General features: G+C 71.8%; 13 protein-coding genes and 1 pseudogene. 2 read left to right on the top strand and 12 right to left on the bottom strand.

From position 1 onward, the window contains the following. The first annotated feature begins 263 nt into the window (after positions 1-263). A complete protein-coding gene (locus AB0761_RS34325; protein WP_377273161.1) occupies positions 264-1,829 on the top strand; it encodes an MFS transporter in 1,566 nt (521 codons plus the stop codon). Here the strand turns inward: AB0761_RS34325 and AB0761_RS34320 are convergent. The 12 genes from AB0761_RS34320 to AB0761_RS34265 form a co-directional block, all read right to left on the bottom strand. Continuing rightward, a complete protein-coding gene (locus AB0761_RS34320) occupies positions 1,804-2,070 on the bottom strand; it encodes a hypothetical protein (protein ID WP_377273160.1) in 267 nt (88 codons plus the stop codon). The genes AB0761_RS34325 and AB0761_RS34320 overlap by 26 nt on opposite strands. Before the next feature lie 127 nt (positions 2,071-2,197). Then, on the bottom strand, positions 2,198-2,806 hold the full coding sequence (locus tag AB0761_RS34315; RefSeq protein WP_377273159.1) for a response regulator transcription factor: 609 nt from the start codon (positions 2,804-2,806) through the stop codon (positions 2,198-2,200). Then, positions 2,803-3,963, bottom strand: a complete 1,161-nt coding sequence (locus AB0761_RS34310) for a sensor histidine kinase (protein WP_377273158.1) — start codon at positions 3,961-3,963, stop codon at positions 2,803-2,805. Before AB0761_RS34310 ends, AB0761_RS34315 begins: the two co-directional genes overlap by 4 nt. A 182-nt stretch (positions 3,964-4,145) precedes the next feature. Next, on the bottom strand, positions 4,146-4,508 hold the full coding sequence (locus AB0761_RS34305) for a hypothetical protein (RefSeq protein WP_377273157.1): 363 nt from the start codon (positions 4,506-4,508) through the stop codon (positions 4,146-4,148). Beyond that, a complete protein-coding gene (locus AB0761_RS34300) occupies positions 4,475-5,074 on the bottom strand; it encodes a hypothetical protein (RefSeq protein ID WP_377273156.1) in 600 nt (199 codons plus the stop codon). Before AB0761_RS34300 ends, AB0761_RS34305 begins: the two co-directional genes overlap by 34 nt. Then, entirely contained in the window at positions 5,071-6,210 is a 1,140-nt protein-coding gene (locus AB0761_RS34295) for a zinc-binding alcohol dehydrogenase family protein (protein ID WP_377273155.1), read from the bottom strand. The genes AB0761_RS34300 and AB0761_RS34295 overlap by 4 nt, the downstream gene beginning before the upstream one ends. Before the next feature lie 297 nt (positions 6,211-6,507). Continuing rightward, positions 6,508-7,281: a thioesterase II family protein gene (locus AB0761_RS34290; protein WP_377273154.1), complete on the bottom strand. Its 774-nt coding sequence runs from the start codon at positions 7,279-7,281 to the stop codon at positions 6,508-6,510. 393 nt (positions 7,282-7,674) lie between these two features. Further along, the gene (locus AB0761_RS34285) at positions 7,675-8,904 is read right to left on the bottom strand and encodes an MFS transporter (RefSeq protein WP_377273153.1); all 1,230 of its coding nucleotides are present in this window, start codon (positions 8,902-8,904) and stop codon (positions 7,675-7,677) included. Continuing rightward, entirely contained in the window at positions 8,901-10,100 is a 1,200-nt protein-coding gene (locus AB0761_RS34280) for a cytochrome P450 (RefSeq protein WP_377273152.1), read from the bottom strand. The genes AB0761_RS34285 and AB0761_RS34280 overlap by 4 nt, the downstream gene beginning before the upstream one ends. Further along, entirely contained in the window at positions 10,097-10,327 is a 231-nt protein-coding gene (locus AB0761_RS34275) for an MbtH family protein (RefSeq protein ID WP_377273151.1), read from the bottom strand. Before AB0761_RS34275 ends, AB0761_RS34280 begins: the two co-directional genes overlap by 4 nt. A 46-nt stretch (positions 10,328-10,373) precedes the next feature. Next, a complete protein-coding gene (locus tag AB0761_RS34270) occupies positions 10,374-10,739 on the bottom strand; it encodes a phosphopantetheine-binding protein (protein ID WP_377273150.1) in 366 nt (121 codons plus the stop codon). Beyond that, the gene (locus AB0761_RS34265) at positions 10,715-16,471 is read right to left on the bottom strand and encodes an amino acid adenylation domain-containing protein (protein ID WP_377273149.1); all 5,757 of its coding nucleotides are present in this window, start codon (positions 16,469-16,471) and stop codon (positions 10,715-10,717) included. Before AB0761_RS34265 ends, AB0761_RS34270 begins: the two co-directional genes overlap by 25 nt. Positions 16,472-17,421: 950 nt before the next feature. Between AB0761_RS34265 and AB0761_RS34260 the strand changes: the two are divergent. Further along, a pseudogene (locus AB0761_RS34260) lies at positions 17,422-17,811 on the top strand (condensation domain-containing protein); the annotation flags it as partial. Between the last annotated feature and the right edge of the window lie 11 nt (positions 17,812-17,822).

Genomic DNA, 17,822 nt, shown 5'->3' with positions numbered 1-17,822 from the left:
AGACGCCGTTGCCCACTGCTTTGTGACACTCCGACAGGTGGCCCACGTCACATGGCCGCACTGTCACAGGGATCGGGGCCCCGACGTCCTGTGGTCGTCAGAACCCCGCGCGGAGCAGCACACGAGCGGACCCGACGGCGGGGCGTGCCGTGGGACTCCTCATACGCACCCGCCGCCCCGCACGTCAGTGAAGCCCAGCAACGCCATCACCGCACGTGACAGCCCTGGACACCCGATCCGTTCGATGTGACAAGGAGATCACCATGGCAGCACAGAGCACAGCCCTCGCGGCCGGGCCGGGCCCGGAGCCGGCCGAAACGGCGGCCGCGGATCCGAGACGGTGGCTGATCCTCGCCGTCATCGCCGCCGCCCAGCTCATGGTCGTCCTCGACCTGACCGTCATGAACCTCGCGCTGCCGTCGGCGCAGCGCGCGCTCGCGTTCACGACCGCCGACAGGCAGTGGGTCGTGACCGCGTACGCACTCTCCTTCGGCAGCCTGCTGCTGTTCTTCGGGCGGCTGGCCGACCTGATCGGCCGCAAGACGACCTTCCTCACCGGGCTCGTCGGCTTCGCGGCCGCCTCCGCCGTCGGCGGCGCCGCGGTCAACTTCTCGATGCTGGTGACGGCCCGCGCCTGCCAGGGGGTCTTCGGTGCCCTGCTGGCGCCGTCCGCCCTGTCGCTGCTGGCCACGACCTTCAAGGACCCCAAGGAGCGGGCCAGGGCGTTCGGCATCTACGGCGCGGTCGCAGCCGCCGGAGGGGGCCTGGGGCTGCTGCTCGGCGGTGCGCTGACCACCTATCTGTCCTGGCGCTGGTGCATGTATATCAACAGTGTCTTCGCCGCGGTCGCCATCACCGGAGGCCTGCTGCTGGTGGGCAGGCAGCAGCGGACGCCGGGCGGCCGGCTGGACATCCCGGGTGTGCTGGCGGTGTCCGGCGGGATGCTCTGCCTGGTCTTCGGCTTCTCCCGGGCCGCGTCGCACAGTTGGCATACGCCCGCGACCTGGGGCTTCCTCGCGGCCGGTGTCGCGCTGCTGATCGCCTTCGCTGTCCGGCAGGCCCGCGCGGCGCAGCCGCTGCTGCCGCCCCGCGTCGTACTCGACCGCAACCGCGGCGGCGCCTACCTCACCGTCCTGGTCCTCGGGGCCGCCACCTTCGGGGTCTTCCTGTTCCTCGTCTACTACATGCAGGTGACCCTGGGGTACTCGGCGGTCCGCTCGGGCCTCGCCATGGTGCCGACGGTGGCGCTCAGCGGCGTCATGGCCGGCCTGGGCAACACCAGGCTGCTGCCCAGGTTCGGCCCCAAGCCGCTGGTCATCGCCGGCATGGTGCTCAACGCGGCCGGTATGGTCTGGCTGACGAGGATCGGCGCGCACTCGGACTATGCGTCGGCACTGCTCGGACCGCTCATGGTGACCGGCGCCGGCAACGGCTTTGTCTTCGGCATGGTGGCCGCCACCGGGACCTTCGGCGTGGCCCCGCAGGACGCCGGGGTGGCCTCGGCGAGCATCAACACCGGGCAGCAGCTCGGCGGCTCGATCGGCACCGCACTGCTGAACACCATCGCGGCCGGTGCCACCACCGACTACCTCGCCGGCCATCTGCACGGACGGCCGACACCGCAGCTGGCCCAGGCCGCGGCGATCCACAGCTACACCACGGTGTTCTGGTGGTGCGCCGGCATCTACGCGGCCGGAGCCGTCGTCTGCGGCGCTCTGCTGCGCCGCGGTCCGCTGACCCGGCCCGCGGACATCCCCGCCGGGCAGCCGTCGGGCGAGCCGTCCCAGCGGGCGACGGCGGCCGTCACTCGCCTGCCGGGCCGTGGGTGAAGAAGCCGATCATCTGCTCCAGGCCCTGCTCGCCGAACATGGTGTCCAGGCTGGCGGCGGACTCGGCGGCGGACGCTGCGCTGCGCGGGAAAACGGTTTCCTCGTACGCCGCGAGGTCGGCCTCGATGTCCCCCGGGTGGGCGGCAACGGCCTGGCCCAGCTCGGCGCCGTCGAACATCGCCAGGTTGGCGCCCTCTTCGGCGAGGGGGGCCGCCCCGTGCCCGCGCCTGAGTCGGCCCAAGCGACGGTCCGGGTACTCGAACCGGTCCCGGGAGAGTTCCGTGCCGTCGCCGAGGACCCACGAATGCGGTACGGGAAAGGTCCACGCGAAGCCAGGGGGACAGCAGACGCCCGCAGCCCGCCGCCGCTCACAGCCAGCCGCGGTCGTCGGCGATGCGCACAGCCTCCGTCCGGTTGCGCGCCGCCGTCTTGGTGATCGCTCCCGACAGATAGTTCCGCACCGTGCCCTCGGACAGATACAGCGTCGCGGCGATCTCCGCCACGGACGCCCCGGAGCGGGCCGCGTTCAGCACATCGCGCTCCCGCCCGGTCAGCGGGGAGTCACCCGCGGCCAGCGTCGCCGCCGCCAGGGCCGGGTCGACCACGCGCTCGCCGCGCATCACCCGCCGGACGGCGTCCGCCAGCGCCTCCGGCGAGGTGTCCTTGACGACAAAGCCCACCGCGCCCGCCGTCATCGCTCGGCGCAGGTAGCCGGCGCGCCCGAATGTGGTCAGGACGACCACACGGCACTCGGGCAGCTGCTCGGCCAGCACCGCCGCGGCGGCCAGTCCGTCCAGACCCGGCATCTCGATGTCCAGCAGCGCCACATCGGGGCGGTGGGCGAGGGCGGCCCCGACCACCTGGTCGCCCCGGCCGACGGTGGCGACGACCTCGAAGTCCTCCTCCAGGTCCAGCAGCGCGGACAGGGCGCTGCGGATGAGCTCCTGGTCGTCGGCGAGCAGCAGGCGGATCGTCATGCCGCGGCGTCCTCCGGGGTCGTGAGCGGTCCGCGGGGCCGGTCCCCGCCGAGAGTGACGCGCAGCCGCCAGCCGCGTGGGAGGGCCGGGCCCGCCTCCACCGTGCCGCCCGCGGTGGCCACCCGCTCGGTCAGTCCGGACAGGCCGTTGCCGCGCGGAGCCGCGGCCCCGGTACCGTCGTCGACGACCTCGACGGACGACGCCGACAGGCGCACCGTGCAGCGCGACGCCCGGGCGTGCCGGACCACATTGGTGACGCCCTCGCGCAGTATCCAGCCGAACAGCTCCTGCTGGGCGGGGGCCACGGCCTCGGTGGTGGTCGGAAGGTCGGCCACGACGCCGGCCGCACGCAACAGCTCACGGGCGTGGGCGAGTTCGCCGGCCAGCGTCACCTCGCGGTAGCCGGAGACGGCCGCCCTCACGTCGGCGAGCGCCTGCCGGGAGAGCACCTCGACGGCGGTGATCTCCTCGACCGCCCGTGGCGAGTCCTTCTCGGCGAGTCTGCGGGCCAGGCCGCTCTTGACGGCGATCACGGTGAGCGAGTGGCCCAGCAGATCGTGCAGATCGCGGGCGATCCGGTTGCGTTCGGCGTCGGACGCCAGCCGGGCCACCTCGGCGCGCGCGTCCAGCAGCGCTCGGTTGGCCGTCACGATCTCGGAGAACCCGAACACGGCCAGGGCGGTGAAGACGGTCATCACGGCCTCCGTCCAGCCCAGGCCGAGCTGCCAGGGCCGGACCGCCCAGGGCACGACCAGTGCCGCTCCCGCGCCTGCGGCCACGATCGGCACCATGTGCCGCCGGTGCACCATCGCGGCGAAGGAGACCACCACCGCGCCCAGGTAGAAGGCGAAGTTGCGGGCGACCGGGACTTCGGCTGCGAACAGCACAGCCATGACGACCATCAGCACCCGCAGCCGCGCGAGGTGCCGCCGCGCGAACGAGACCCCGGCCAGGACATAGGCGGCGCAGAAGACGGCCACCATGGCGTAGCCCAGTGCGGCCGCGGTACCGCTCGTGTACCGGGCGACCCCGGAGGCCGCCACGCCGGGGTAGACGAGCATGCCGGCGGCCAGGACACCCCGCCGCCAACCCTGCGCCCACCGCTGCGGATCGCCCTCCGCCCCGCCGGGCCCCCGGGCCCCCGCCGCGTCACCCATGCGGGGGACGCTAGCACCGGCACCCCGGCCCGCGCCGCCCTCCGGCACAGGCCGAACCGTCGGCGGGCCGGGCTGACGGCTCGCCGACGGGTACGGGGGCCGCCCGGCGGGATTCGCCGGGCGGGTCGATCGCGGGTGCTTCGGCGGGGTCCACGGCATCGGCGTCATCGGCCGCGGCGGCGTCAGCGGCCCACGAAGAGGGCACGGACGCGACGGCTGTTGACGACCGCGACGACACCCAGGAGCAGAAGCCCGCAGGCCGCCTGCTCGATCTTCATCCACAGCGGGAAGGTGCCGGGCAGAGCCAGGATCGCGGCGATCGCGGCCACCATGACGCCGGTCACGATGCGCAGCCGCAGATAGGCACGCTGCGACCCGCGTGCGGCACGGGCCGCGAAGGCCCGGGTGAGCAGGGCACTGGCCACGACGATGGTGCCGCGGATCCACACCGCGGCATTGACCGCGCCGGCGTCACCGTGCAGCGCGGCAGCAACGGCGAGTGTTGCGACGCTCAGCCCCAGGTAGCCGCCGACGAGCCACCGCACGGTGCGAAATGCACGGCGGCCGTCGGGGTGCTGGGCGGGGGACGATGTCTCGGGGGCGGAAGCGGGGACGGGGGCCGGTGCGGGTGCCGGCTGCTCGGTATCCATGGGCACCATCGTGGGCGCGGGCACCCTCCGCCCAGTAGTGCGATCGCGCCTCGACGACCCATGACATATGTCAGGGGTGCGGCCTGGGGTGCGGCGCCTTCCGTTGCGGAGTGGGCCAGGGCGGCCAGGTTGTGGGCGAGGGCGGCCAGGGTCAGCCGGGCCGCGTTCGCGGTGAACTTCCCCGAGGGCAGACGGCCCAACGCCGAGTCCTCGAGGTCGGCGAAGACCTGCTCGGTGAAGACCGCGTGGCGACGGTGGTCGGCTTCGGCCTCGACCCGCGGCAGCACCTGGTCGGTGAAGACCGCGTGGAAGCGCCAGACGGTGAACAACTCGCCCTGCCCCTCGGGCACGTGGGCGTCGTTGAGGCGTCTGACCCGCCGGACCAGCAGCCGCGCGGTGGTCTGGTAGCGCCCGGCCTTGCCGGTGAACGCGGTGTACTGAACCTCGCCTCGCCCAATCACCGATCGGTGGATCCAGGCTCAGACGAAGCGCTCAGGGCCAGGTCCCGATCCACGATCACCGCCACCTTGCCCCCTGGGCCACGGCCCGCCCTCATCGACTGCAGTCCCGCATTGATGGCCTCGACGGTGCTGTCGATTGTCTGGCCGATGTGCGGGACCACAAGTCCCTGCGTCGCCCATTCCATCGCCAGAGCCATACCGCGCTGGAGAAAGGCGCGCGCCTCCCCGTCGAACGTGGCGGGTTCGGAGAAGTAACGCAGCAGATTGACGTCGCCACGTTTGACGCCACGGTCGGCCAGAATGGCATCTACCGGGCTGCGTGTTTCGACCAGACGTGTCGTCTTGCCGGGCCCGACGCCGAGCACGATCCAACTGCCGTCCCGCCGGACGGCCTTCGCGGTCTCGACGAATCCCTGCTCGCTGTAGGTGGCGTCGAAGACGAGGTCCACACCCCGGCCACCGGTCAGCTTGGCGATTTCGGCGGCAATGTCGTCGCGCTTGTAATTGAAAACGTGGTGGGCGCCGGACTGCCGGGCCAGTGAGATTGACTGCGGTGTGCTGCCGCTGCTGATGACCAGTCCGGCTTCCAGGGAACGCGCCGCCATCTGCACGGCGAGATGCCCGACGCCGCCCCCACCACCCGGGATATAGACCGTATCGCCGGCCTGGACCGTCCGGTAAAGACCTGCGAAGGCGGACAGGAAGGCCATCGGCAGTGCCGCTGCATCGCGGAAGCTCACCGATGGTGGCTTGCAAACGGTGAGGGTTTGGAGGGCGAGGGCATACCCGCCCTCGCCTCCGTTCCCGCCCGTTGCGGCCCAGCCGCCATCACCGTTCAAATCGGCCATGGCAGCCACCGCGTCGCCGATGGCCACGCCCTTCACCTCGCGGCCCACGGCGACCACCACGCCCGCCAGGTCAAGACCGAGAACGACAGGGGGCGTCCGTCCCATGAAATTGAGGTCGGCCAGCTTGTACTCCAAGGGGTTGAGCGACGAGGCGGCAACGCGGATCAGCACCTGGTCGGCCGCCGGCTGCGGGACGGGAACACGCACCGCCTCGAGCGGCAACCCGGCTCGGTCTCTTGTGTAACCGATGCCGAGAAACGTCTCCGGAATCTTCTCAGTCTGCTTCATGGCGCTCCTCCTCGAAACCTCTTGTGGAAGGGCGCCTCTCGCCACCGGAAGCTGTCCCCGAACCACTGTTCCGATTGTCGCGGGCCTGCGCGGTGCCGCCAGCGGGACGGCGGCCAACCCCGCCCCGCAGACCAGCGCGCGCCCGCTACGGCCGAGGGAGAGCCCTGGGGAGAGCTGCACACCGTCAGCCAGGGACCCGGGGCTCACATTGCCTGCCAGATCCACACCACGGCCGGACAGCGGGTCCCCAGCTCCGAGGCGGCGAACTCCTCAAGGGCCCGCTCGGCGGCCTGCTGGTCAGTGACCGACGGCCCGGAGCGCCCGGGAGATGCTCCGGAGCACGTTCTCCCGCTCGCTGTTGAGGAAGAGGTGACCGCCGGGGAAGATCTCCACCTCGGTCCGGCCGGTGGTCAGCTCCGCCCAGGCCTTGACGTGCTCCTCGCTGACCCGGGGGTCCGCACTGCCGCCGAAGGCCGAGACCGGGCAGTTGAGCAGCTCGCCCGGGTGGTAGACGTAACCGGCGCACAGGGAGAGGTCCGCCCGGAAGGTCGGCAGGATGAAGGTGACGAAATCCGGGTTCTCCAGCAGCTCCTCGGGCGTGCCGTTGAGGCGGCGGAGCTGATTGACCAGCTCCTCGTCGGAGAGGTCGAGCTGATCCAGCGGCCGTGACTCGTGCAACGGCAGTGCCCCGCAGCCGGACACCACGACTCGGACCGGCTCCAGCCCCCGTTCGCGCTGGAGCCTGCGGGCCAGCTCCCAGCTGACGACGGCACCCATGCTGTGGCCGAAGAAGGCGAACGGCCGGTCCAGGTACGGGAGCAGGGCCGGGACGAGCGCCTCCAGCAACTCGTCGAGATCCGTGATCGGCTGATCGAAGGCTCGATCCTCCCGGCCTGGCAGCTGCACGGCGAGCGCCTCGACCCCCTCCGGGAGTCCGGCGCCCCACTCCCGAAAGACCGAGGCACCGGCCCCGGCGTACGGGAAGCAGAAGAGCCGGAGGCCGCCGGGCTGGGTCCGGCCGGGGATCGGCCGGACCCACTGCCGGGCCGTCTGCGGTGGTGCTGAGTGCATGGAGTTCCTTTCCTCCTGGTCGGGACGGGTGAGGTGCGCGGTCGGGCGCCGTGCCAGGACTTCCGGTGCGCGGCACCTGCGCTCCGGCCGGCCAGACCGGCCCGGGGTGGACTCTCCGGCCCCCAAGGGGCCGACCACCGCCAGCCGCTCGCCCGGGTGGACCATCAGGTCGGCGCCGTGCAGGACGTCCCGTTCCCTCGGGGAGGCGTGCCGGACGCCGACCACGTCGATGCGATCGTCGGCGGGCCGCTCGCTGCGTTGGCCGAAAGCCCAGGTACGACCCAGTACAAGGGCTTCCGGCCGCCTTGCGATCGCACGCACCGGACGCCGCGGCGTGGGGGCACCTCCCGGCCGCCAGGCTGGGGGAGGGCAAACGTCGGCGAGGGCGGCAGCCTAGGAACCGCTCGGCACGGCGGGGCTGCTCATGATCGTGCGCACCTCGGCCGGGAGGAGGTTGACGAGCGCGCAGAGGAAGAGGCAACTCGTGAGCGTAAGGAGCATCGCGGAGGACGAGTGCTGCGCGAACATGCCGGCGGCGGCGAGCCCGGCGGGCCGCAGGGCCTGGGACCCCATCCAGTCGTAGGAGCTGACCCGCGAGATGAGCTCCTTGCTGAGGTTCGCCTGGAGGGAGGCCAGCCAGACCGTGTCGGCCAGGGTGGAGGCGGTTCCCCCGGCGAACGCGGCGACGGCCAGAGCCCACACGGGCAGGCCGGTCACGATCAGGATCGGGAGCGGGACGAACAGCAGGGACAGGAGCCTGATGGCGACCATCGGGAAGGCGGGACGCCACTTCGTGGCCGCCAGGTCGCCGACCACGGCTCCGATTCCCATGGCCGCCATGACCGTGCTCCACGCGATGACGCCCCGGTGGTCGACCCCGAGGATGGCCGGTCCCAGGACCAGGAGTCCCGCCTGCAGGGCGTTGCCCGCGCAGAACACCACGATGGTCTGCCAGATCCAGCCCCGGCTGCGGACGGTGTCGAAGCCGTCGACGAAGTCGCGCCAGAGGGACCTGGTCGGTGTGCTTCGGACGAAGGCCGAACCGATCCGGCCGAGGAGTGCCGCGGCAACCGCGTAGCTGATCGCGTCGGCCACGAGCGCCCAGCCGCCGCCGATGGTGATCACCATCGTGCCGGCCAGCAGTGGGCCGATGGAGCGGGCCAGGCTGCGGGTCAGCGACATGTAGGCGATGGCGGACTGGAGTTGGTGCTCCTCGACGGTCTCCTGGGTCATGCCGGTGGAGGCGGGGAAGTAGAACGCCCGCGACACTCCGAAGGCGATCTGGAGACCGACGGCGGTCGGCAGGTTGAACGCGCCCGTGATGAGCATGTAACCGGTCCCCGCCTGCGCCGCACCGCTGACGAGGTGACAGGTCATCAGGATCCGTCGGCGGGGCAGTCGGTCCGCCCAGACGCCGCCGGCCAGGAGCAGCACGAGCGTCGGCAGCGTCTGGGCGATCAGGAGGATGCTCAGAGTCGACGGCGAGCCCGATTGCTTCATGATCCCAAGCGCCAGTGCGACTGGCGCAATCCCGGTGCCGGCCATGGAGATGGCCTGGCCGAGGAACAGGTATCGGAACGTCCTGCTTCTGAACGGGCTGGTGGCGGTGCGTGGCACGGTCATTCCTTCCACTTCAGGCCGACGCGCAGCTGCCGGTAGCCCTGCACCAGGTTGGACCGCAGCCACTGCGGCTCCTCGGCCACCGCGACCTCGGTCACGGTCTCGGCCAGCACCCGGAGCAGGATGGCCAGCTCGACCCGGGCCAGGGCCGCGCCGAGGCAGTGATGGGTTCCGACTCCGAAGCCGAGGTGGCGGTTGGGCCGCCGGGCGAAGTCGAACCGGTCGGGGTCCTCGAAGACCCGGCGGTCACGGCCGGCCGCGGGCAGCCAGGCGGCGACCGCCGCCCCCTTCTCGATCGTCTGCCCCGCGATCGTCACGTCCTCGGTGGCCACCCGGAGCACGTGCATCGCGGGCGAGGTCCAGCGGATGACCTCTTCCACGGCGGTGCCGATCAGCTCGGCGTCCGCGACGAGCGCGGGCAGGAAGTCCGGGTTGTCCGCTGCGGCATGGAAGGCGCCGATGACAGCGTGCCGGGTGGTCTCGTTCCCCCCGATCAGCACGTTGTCGCAGTTCATCAGCACTTCGTCCGGACTGAGTCCCGGGTCCTGGAGCAGTGCGCTGATGAGGTCCTCCCCCGGAGCGCTGCGGCGTTCCTCGATCAGGTCGCTGAAGTAGAGGAGGATCTCGGAGTGCGCCTCTGACGGCGTCATCTCGTCGAAGCTGGCGTCCGAGCCTGCGAAGGCGTGGTTGGTCAGCCCGATGAGGTAGTCCCGGTCCTCGGGCGGGACGCCGAGGATCTCGCAGACGGCAGCCGCGGGGATGCCCGGGCCGATTTCGGCCGCCACGTCGACCACCGGCTCATCCCGTTCGAGCGCGAGCAGGGCCCGGGTCTCGGCCTCGATGGAGGAGTGGAGCGCGGCGGCCTTCGCCCGGGACAGGAACGGCCCGATCGTGCGCCGCAGCCGGGAGTGCCGGTCGCCGTCGGTGACCACGAGCATGCGGCCGCCCGCGCGGTCGGCGTGCTCGGCGTCGAAGCCGATCATCATCCCGTACTCGGAGGTGAAGGGTGCCTGGGGAGCGAGCACCTTGCCGCAGGCCTCATGGGAGAAGACCGACCAGAAGCCGCTCGGCGACGATCCGGGTCCCGTCCACGCCACGCGGTCGGCGGCGGCGAGGGAGGCCCACATGGCATGGCGAGCGGTGGTGGCGTACAGGTCCGGGTCGCCGAAGTCGGCCTCTCCCGTCGGGTCCAAGATCATGCGCGGCCCGCGCCGGTCCGGGCTGCGGTGGCGTGCACCAGGCTCAGCGGACGCATGTCGACCCAGTTCTTCTCGATGTGGGCCAGGCACTCGGAGCGGGGGGCGGCCGCCAGTGCGACCGTCCATCCGGCCGGAACGGCGATGTACGCGGGCCACAGCGAGTGCTGGCCCTCCTCGTTCACCAGCACCAGGTAAGGGCCGCTCTCGTCTTCGAACGGGTTGGTCATGGTCTGCTCCGTCTTCTCTGCGGGTGGAACCGTGGGTCCGGTGGGGTCAGGGCTGTCGGCCGCGGCGGCTGCGGGGCCGTGGGCCGGCCGCGTTCGCGCTCTGCAGCTGCTCCGCGAGGCCCGCGACGGTGGGGTGGGCGAACAGGGTGCGCACCGAGAGTTCGAGCTTCAGCTCGGACCGGATCCTGCCGACCAGCCGGGTGGCCAGCAGCGAGTGCCCGCCGAGGAGGAAGAAGTCGTCGTCGATGTTCACGGTGGCCTGCCCGAGGATCTCGCCGAAGAGCCTGCACAGGACCTCTTCGCGCGCGTTGCGCGGCAGCCGGCCGGTCTGCGGCCGTTCCAGGTCCGGGTCGGGCAGGGCGGCTTCGTCCAGCTTGCCGTTGGGCGTCAGCGGCCACGCGGTGAGGAGCACAAACCCGGCCGGGACCATGTACTCGGGCAGCGCCGCCGCGGCCAGTTCGCGCAGTCCCGCGGGGTCGGCGCCCCCGTCGGGCGCGACCAGGACGTAGGCGACAAGCCGGAGTTCCCCGCGCCGTCTGCGCGGAGCCTGACGACGGAGTCGCTGACGGCGGGGTGCTGGTTGAGCCGATCGGCGATCTCCCCCAGTTCCACCCGATGGCCGCGGATCTTGACCTGCCGGTCGGCCCGGCCGACGAATTCCAGGTCTCCCTCCTCGGTCCATCGGGCCAGGTCACCGGTCCGGTACATCCGGCTGCCGGGCTCCCCGGACGGGTCGGCGACGAACCGCTCGGCGGTCAGACCAGGCCGGCCCAGGTAACCCCGTGCCAGGCCCAGGCCCGCGATGTACACCTCGCCGACGACGCCGACCGGAACCGGTGTCAGATGCGTGTCCAGCACCTGGACGCGGGTGTTCTGGATGGGACGGCCGATCGGTGGCGTGCCGTAGCCGCTCAGCGGAGCGCTGACGGTGGCGCACACCGTGGCTTCGGTCGGGCCGTAGGCGTTCAGCAGGCGCCGGCCGCGTGCCCAACGGACCGCGGTCTCGGCGGGGAGCGCCTCGCCCGCAACGGCCACCGTCAGTCCTTCGTCGACGCCGGCGTCGACGGGGATCGAGGTGAGCAGGCCGGGCGACAGCGTCGCATGGGTGACGCGGCTGCGGGTGAGGAACTGCGCGAACGCCGCTCCCAGTTCGGTGCGGTCCCGGGGGCCGAGGACGAGGGTTGCGCCTGCCGTGAAGGTGGAGGCGATCTCCCACACGGACGCGTCGAAGTTGAGGGAGGCGAACTGCAGCACCCGGTCGGCGGCGGTGATGCCGAGGTGGTCGGCCGCCGCGGCGGCGGTGTTGGGGATGCCGCGGTGGCTGACCACCACTCCCTTCGGCCGGCCGGTCGACCCGGAGGTGTAGATGACGTACGCGGCGTGGTCCGCGTGCAGGGGGCTGCGCCGGTCGGCCTGGGTGGGGTCGGTGGCGGGGAAACGGTCGGTGTCGCAGCCGTCGACCAGGAGGACGGGCACGTCGGCCAGCTCGCCCAGGGGGGCCGTGGCACCGTCCACGATCAGCAGCTGCGGCCGCGCGTCCCGGAGCATGTAGGCGGTCCGCTCGGCCGGGTAGGCCGGATCCACGGGGAGGTAGGCGGCGCCCGCCTTCCAGATCGCGAGGATCGTCACGATCTGCTGCGCGGACCTGGTCAGGCCCATCGCGACGACGTCCTCGGGCCCCAGGCCACGGGCGATCAGTGCGTGGGCGAGCCGGTTCGCCCTCAGGTTCAGCTCCGCGTAGGACAGTTCCCCTTCCGCGTCCACCACTGCGATGGCCTGCGGAGTCCCGGCTGCATGCGCCTCGAAGCGGTCGATCAGGGTGCCGTCCGGCAGCGCGCGGTGCGGGCCGGTTCCGGCGCGCACCAGCGCACCGCGCTCCTCGGCCGCGAGCAGGTCGACCTGGCTCAGCCGCCGGTCCGGCGTCTCGGCGGCCGTACGGAGCAGCCGTTCGAGGCGCTCCATGATGCTTGCGGCCGTGGCGGCGTCCAACCGCGCGGTGGCGTACTCGGCGAGCAGGCGCATGCCGCTGGGCGCGCCCGACTCGTCGTGGGTCTCCTCGACCCCGAGCCACAGGCGGCACTTGGGCCGTCCGGTGCTGAGCACCCGTCCGTCGGCGTGCAGGCCAGGCAGGCACAGGTCGGGTTCGGTGACGTTGTCGAAGGCGAGCGCGACCTGGAAGAGCGGGTTGTGGCCGGCGGCCCGGTCCGGGGCCACCGCGGACACGACCCGGTCGAAGGGGAGGTCCTGGTTGGCGTAGACGGCCAGGTCGTGGGTGCGGACGCGGTCGAGGAGCTCCCGGAAGGTCGGGTCGCCGGAGGTGTCGGTGCGCAGCACCAGGGTGTTGACGAAGAAGCCGACCATCGGGTCGAGGGCCTCGTCGGCGCGCCCTGAGACGGGTGCCCCGATCGGGATGTCCGTCCCCGCGCCGAGTTTGGTCAGCACCACGGCCAGTGCCGCCTGCACCACCATGAACAGGGTGCTGCGGCTCTCCCGGGCCAGCGCGGTCAGCCGGCCGTGCAGCTCTGCGCCGAGTTGATGCTCGACGACCTGGGACCCGTCTGCAATGCCGTCGGCGGCAGGACGGCCGCCGGGTAGGTCGAGCTGCTGGGGGATGCCGTCGAGGGCCGTCCGCCAGAAGGCCAGCTGTCGGCTCGCGAGGCTGTCGTGGTCGTCCTCGTCGCCGAGCAGCCGCCGCTGCCAGTCGGTGTAGTCGGTGTACTGGACGGGCAGCGGCTCCCAGCTCGGGCGGGCACCGGCCGTGCGCGCCGCGTAGGCGGTGCCGAGGTCCTGGCACAGTGGGGACAGGGACCAGCCGTCGCCGGCCAGGTGGTGCAGGACGACGACCAGCAGGTGCTGGTGCGGGTCGAGCCGGAACAGCGCCGCACGGATCGGGAGGTCCGCTGTGAGGTCGAAGGCGGTCCGGGCCACCCGGTCGGCCACCGGGCCGGCCTCGGCCGGATCGATGTCCGCGACCGTCCCCAGGACGGGGGCGAGGCCCTCCGCAGCAAGGACCCGCTGGACCGGCTCGCCGTCGACCTCGTGCACGACGGTGCGCAGACTCTCGTGCCGCGCGACCACGTCGTCCAGGGCGCGGCGCAGCGCGTCCACGTCCAGTGGCCCGGTGAGGCGGATCGCGAACGGAATGTTGTAGGCCGGGCTCGGCCCGTCCAGCCGGTCGAGGAACCACAGCCGCTGCTGGGCGGGCGACAGGGGCTGGTCGTCGTGCCGGTCGCGGGGCAGCAGGGGCGGCCGGGCAGCCGTGGGCCGGGTGAGCCGGCCGGCGAGGCCGGCCATGGTGGGGGTGGTGAACAGCGCCTGGATGCCCAGCTCGCAGTCGAGGGCGGTCCGGATCCGGTTCAGCAGGCGGGTCGCCAGGAGGGAGTGGCCGCCGAGCTCGAAGAAGTTGTCGTCAGGGTTGACGTGCGGCAGGCCGAGGATGTCCGCGGCCAGTCGGCAGAGGATCTCCTCCTGTGGCGTCCGCGCGGGCCGCCGGTCGACCCCGGGGGTGAAGTCGGGGTCCGGCAGCGCCGCGCGGTCCACCTTGGCGTTCGGGGTGAGCGGCAGCGCGGGCAGCAGGACGAAGGTCGGCACCATGTAGGCGGGCAGCAGGCTCGCGACGTGCTCGCGCAGCGTGTCAGCCCTGACATCGGCGCCCGCGGCGGGGACGACCCAGGCGACCAGGCGCTTGTCGCCGAGCGGGTCGGGGCGCACGCCGACCGTCGCCTGGGCGAGGTCGGGGTGGCGGGCGAGGACGGCGTCCACCTCGCCGGTCTCCACCCGGAAGCCGCGGATCTTGACCTGGCCGTCGGCCCGGCCGATGAAGAGGAGGTGGCCGTCCGGGGACCAGCGCACCAGGTCGCCGGTGCGGTACATCCGCGTCCCCTCCGGCCCGAACGGGTCGGCGACGAAGCGCTCCGCGGTCAGTCCCGGGCGGTTGACGTAGCCCCGGGCCAGGCCGGCGCCGGCGATGTACAGCTCACCGGGGACGCCGGGCGGGACCGGGTTGAGGTGCTCGTCGAGGACGTAGGTGTGGGTGTTGTCCATCGGCGCACCCATCGGCACGGTCTCGCCGACCCGCTGCGGCTCGCGCAGCCGCAGTCTGGTGGCGCACAGGGTGATCTCGGTCGGCCCGTAGGTGGCGGTGACGGTGGTGTCGGGGCACGCGTCAAGCACCCGCCGCACCGCGGTCGGTGAGATGACATCGCCGCCGGTCCACACCTCGCGCAGCCCCGCGAACGCCTCCGGGCACTCCTCCGCCATCAGCCGGAAGAGTCCCGAGACGATCAGGGCGCCGGTGACCCGGCCCTCGACCATGACCTTCTCCAGCTCACGGCTGTCGAGGTCGCCCGGTGGTGCGACGACGATCTGGTGGCCGTGCAGCAGCGGGGCCCACAGCTCGAAGGTCGAGGGGTCGAAGGCGTACGGCGAGTGCAGCAGTACCCGCTCGGAGCTGCAGGGTCCCGAACCGGGGTGCCAGCAGGTGTCGGACGCGAGGCCCAGTACGTCGCCGTGGGTGATGCCCACGCCCTTGGGGACGCCCGTGGAACCGGAGGTGTACATCACGTACGCGAGCTGCTCGGGGTGACCGGCGACCGGCGGATCGGTCTCCGCCCCGTCGGCGGCCGCCCCGTCGGCGGATTCGTCGGCCGCTTCGTCGTCGACCACCACCACCACCACGCCCGAGTGGTCGAAGCCCGGCTGCCCCATCGCCCGGTCGGTGAGGATCACCGCGGCGCGGGTCTCCTCGACCACGAGCTGCATCCACGCCGGGGAGTAGCCGGTGTGCAGGGGCACGTAGGTGCCGCCGGTCTTCACGATCGCGAGGATCGAGACCACCAGCTCGATCGACCGCTGCTGGAGCACCGCGACACAGGTCTCGGGGCGCACACCCAGGTCGATCAGACGGTGCGCCAGCCGGTTGGCCCGGGCGTTGAGCTGGGTGTACGACAACGCCGTCGGGCCGGCGCTCACAGCGACGGCATCGGGGGTGCGCCGGAGCTGTTCGGCGAAGGCCTCCTGGATGGATGCCGCGGTCGGCGCCGGGCGGGCCGTGTCGTTCCAGACCCGCAGGATCCGCTCACGCTCGACGGAGTCGAGCACCTCCAGCTGTCCGATCCGCTGATCGGGGGCGCTCAGCGCGGCGCACAGGACCCGCTCCAGACGCGCGGTCAGCGCGTCGGCGCTGCCGCTGTCGAACAGGTCCGCCGCGCAGTCGAGGCCGAGCGACAGGCCGCTCGGCTCCCCGTTCGCGTCCCGCCGCTCGCGGACCAGGAAGGCGAGGTCGGTCCTGACGGCCAGCAGGTCGACGGGCTCGATCTCGACCGTGGCCGCACCGAAGTCCCGGACCGGGTCGGCGTCGGAGCGGACGTCCAGCCGGACCTGGAACAGCGGGTGCGCGGAGGCCGTCGGCGAGGGGCCGGCTGCCTCGACGACCCGCTCGAACGGCACCTCCCGGTGCGCGAAGGCGGCAAGATCCGTCCGGCGGATCCGGTCCAGCAGCTCACGGAAGGTGGGGTCGCCCGTGGTGTCGGTCCGCAGCACCACGGGGTTGCCGGCCAGGCCTCGCAGCCGGCCGCTCCGGGTACCGTCGAGCGGCGCGGTCGTACCGATCAGCAGGTCCGTACCCGCGCCCAGCCTGGTCAGCAGCGCGGCAAGGGCGGCCTGGACCACCATGAGGGGTGTGGTGGCGCTCACCTGCGCCAGGGCCAGCAGTCCTTGGTGCGCCTCGCGGGAGATCAACCGCTCGACGACACTGCCACGGCGGCTCAGCTCGGCCGGCCGCGGGCGATCCGTGGGCAGCTCCAGTTGCTCCGGAACGCCGGCCAGTGCCTCGCGCCAGAAGGTGAGCTGCTCCTGGTGGTGGGCTCCGTTGCCAGGCCCTTCGCCGGCCGCCGTCAGGAGTGCTCCGGTGTGTCCGTCGAGGCGGGCCGCGTAGGCCTGACCGAGATCACCGATCAGATCGTCCAGCGACCAGCGGTCCTCCACCGGGCGGCAGCGCACCAGGAGCAGCACATGTTCCGGCGTGCCGGTCCGGAACAGCGATGCCCGGACGCCCGGTGTGTCGCCGCTGTCGGCAACGTACCGGGCGGCGGCGTCCCGCAGCGCGGTCCGCAGGTCGGGCTCCTCGACCTGATCCAGGCTCATCCGGAGCTCGGCCGACGACGCGCAATGAACCATCACGTCGTCGAGAGCGGCACCCAGAGCCGCCGGTTCCAACGGTCCGCGAAGCCGCAGAGCAACTGCTTCTGTCTGTGTCATCCCCGTGCCCCTGCTCTCGCCTGCCGTCGCAGTCGGCGGACCCGCTGAATCGAGTCGCCGGACATACCGCTCGTCATCCGACGAATTCCGGCCGGATGGGCCGTCACGTCGGCTGAGAAGCGATTGAAGTGTGTGTTGGATCGGACCTCGTATACGCGCTCGGCCGACCAGGCAGCCTACGCACCGAGGCAATTGGCGACCCGGCCCCGAAAACCGACTTCTCGTGCTCACCGCGCCTGGCGGAGTGGAAAGCCGTGACCGCACTTCGCGCCATTCCCCGGAATGGCAGTACGACCGTCGGGCACTGGATGCAGAGCTTTGAATGCGTCGTCCGGCCACACCCTAGACGTCATCCTGAGGCTCTTCCAGCACCCGATCCGCCATGTCCACATTCTGGACACCGAGGGCGACGACCGAACCCCTCACCCGGAACGCACCGGCAGCTCACACCGCCCGACATAGGCGAACACGCCAGCGCCCGCACCACCCGCGACCTCATGCGGATTCGGCGAACTCGCTGACCATCGCGTTGAGTTGGCTCGCATCACCCTTCCCGGTGCGACAGCGACGGGCCCGAACGATGATCACACCAACCACCGGGTCATGACAACCAAATCTCCTCCCGGTCGACCTATTGTCTCAGTATGCGAGACGACCGCATTTGATTTGGCCTGGCCGGACACGCCGGCAACTGCGCCCGGTCGCCCTGGTGGGGCGAGGAGATCGAAACAGTCACGACACTCCGGACGACGCCCGACCAACAGGACGGGCATTGAGTCGGAGTCGCAATCAATGCTTAGATCCGAACCGACAGGCACCGGCATGGGGGATCCCCGTTGAATGCGATTCATTTGACCAATTCGGACGAAACCGTCTCGACATTCCCGGCATCGCGCGCCCAGCGCCGGATGTTCTTCCTCGAGGAGCTCGCGGACGGCGCTCCCACTTACCACACTCCGGTGGCCTACCGGCTGACCGGAGAAGTGGACGAGACGGCGTTTCTCACTGCGGCTCAAGGGTTGATAAACCGCCATGAGGCGTTGCGCACCCGGTTCGCCGTACAGGACGGAGAGCTCGTCCAACTGGTCTCCGGCACCGAGAAGTTGAGCTGGAACGTGCTGGACGCCCGGTCCACGGACCCGGCCGACCGGTGGTCGGAGGCGGACATCAGCCGGTGGCTCAGCTCCGAAGGAAGCCGCCCGTTCGACCTCCACGGCGGGCCCCTCTTCCGGGTTCT

It is taken from the genome of Peterkaempfera podocarpi, from assembly GCF_042466665.1.
In the GTDB taxonomy this organism is placed as follows: Bacteria; Actinomycetota; Actinomycetes; order Streptomycetales; family Streptomycetaceae; genus Peterkaempfera; species Peterkaempfera podocarpi.
This window is presented reverse-complemented; position numbering and strand designations above follow the sequence as displayed.

Bases quoted from the DNA above. Each gene is read 5' to 3' on its own strand.
- AB0761_RS34325 (WP_377273161.1), top strand. From the start codon at position 264: ATGGCAGCACAGAGCACAGCCCTCGCGGCCGGGCCGGGCCCGGAGCCG.
- AB0761_RS34315 (WP_377273159.1), bottom strand. From the start codon at position 2,806: ATGACGATCCGCCTGCTGCTCGCCGACGACCAGGAGCTCATCCGCAGC.
- AB0761_RS34310 (WP_377273158.1), bottom strand. From the start codon at position 3,963: ATGGGTGACGCGGCGGGGGCCCGGGGGCCCGGCGGGGCGGAGGGCGAT.
- AB0761_RS34295 (WP_377273155.1), bottom strand. From the start codon at position 6,210: ATGAAGCAGACTGAGAAGATTCCGGAGACGTTTCTCGGCATCGGTTAC.
- AB0761_RS34290 (WP_377273154.1), bottom strand. From the start codon at position 7,281: ATGCACTCAGCACCACCGCAGACGGCCCGGCAGTGGGTCCGGCCGATC.
- AB0761_RS34285 (WP_377273153.1), bottom strand. From the start codon at position 8,904: ATGACCGTGCCACGCACCGCCACCAGCCCGTTCAGAAGCAGGACGTTC.
- AB0761_RS34280 (WP_377273152.1), bottom strand. From the start codon at position 10,100: ATGATCTTGGACCCGACGGGAGAGGCCGACTTCGGCGACCCGGACCTG.
- AB0761_RS34275 (WP_377273151.1), bottom strand. From the start codon at position 10,327: ATGACCAACCCGTTCGAAGACGAGAGCGGCCCTTACCTGGTGCTGGTG.
- AB0761_RS34265 (WP_377273149.1), bottom strand. From the start codon at position 16,471: ATGAGCCTGGATCAGGTCGAGGAGCCCGACCTGCGGACCGCGCTGCGG.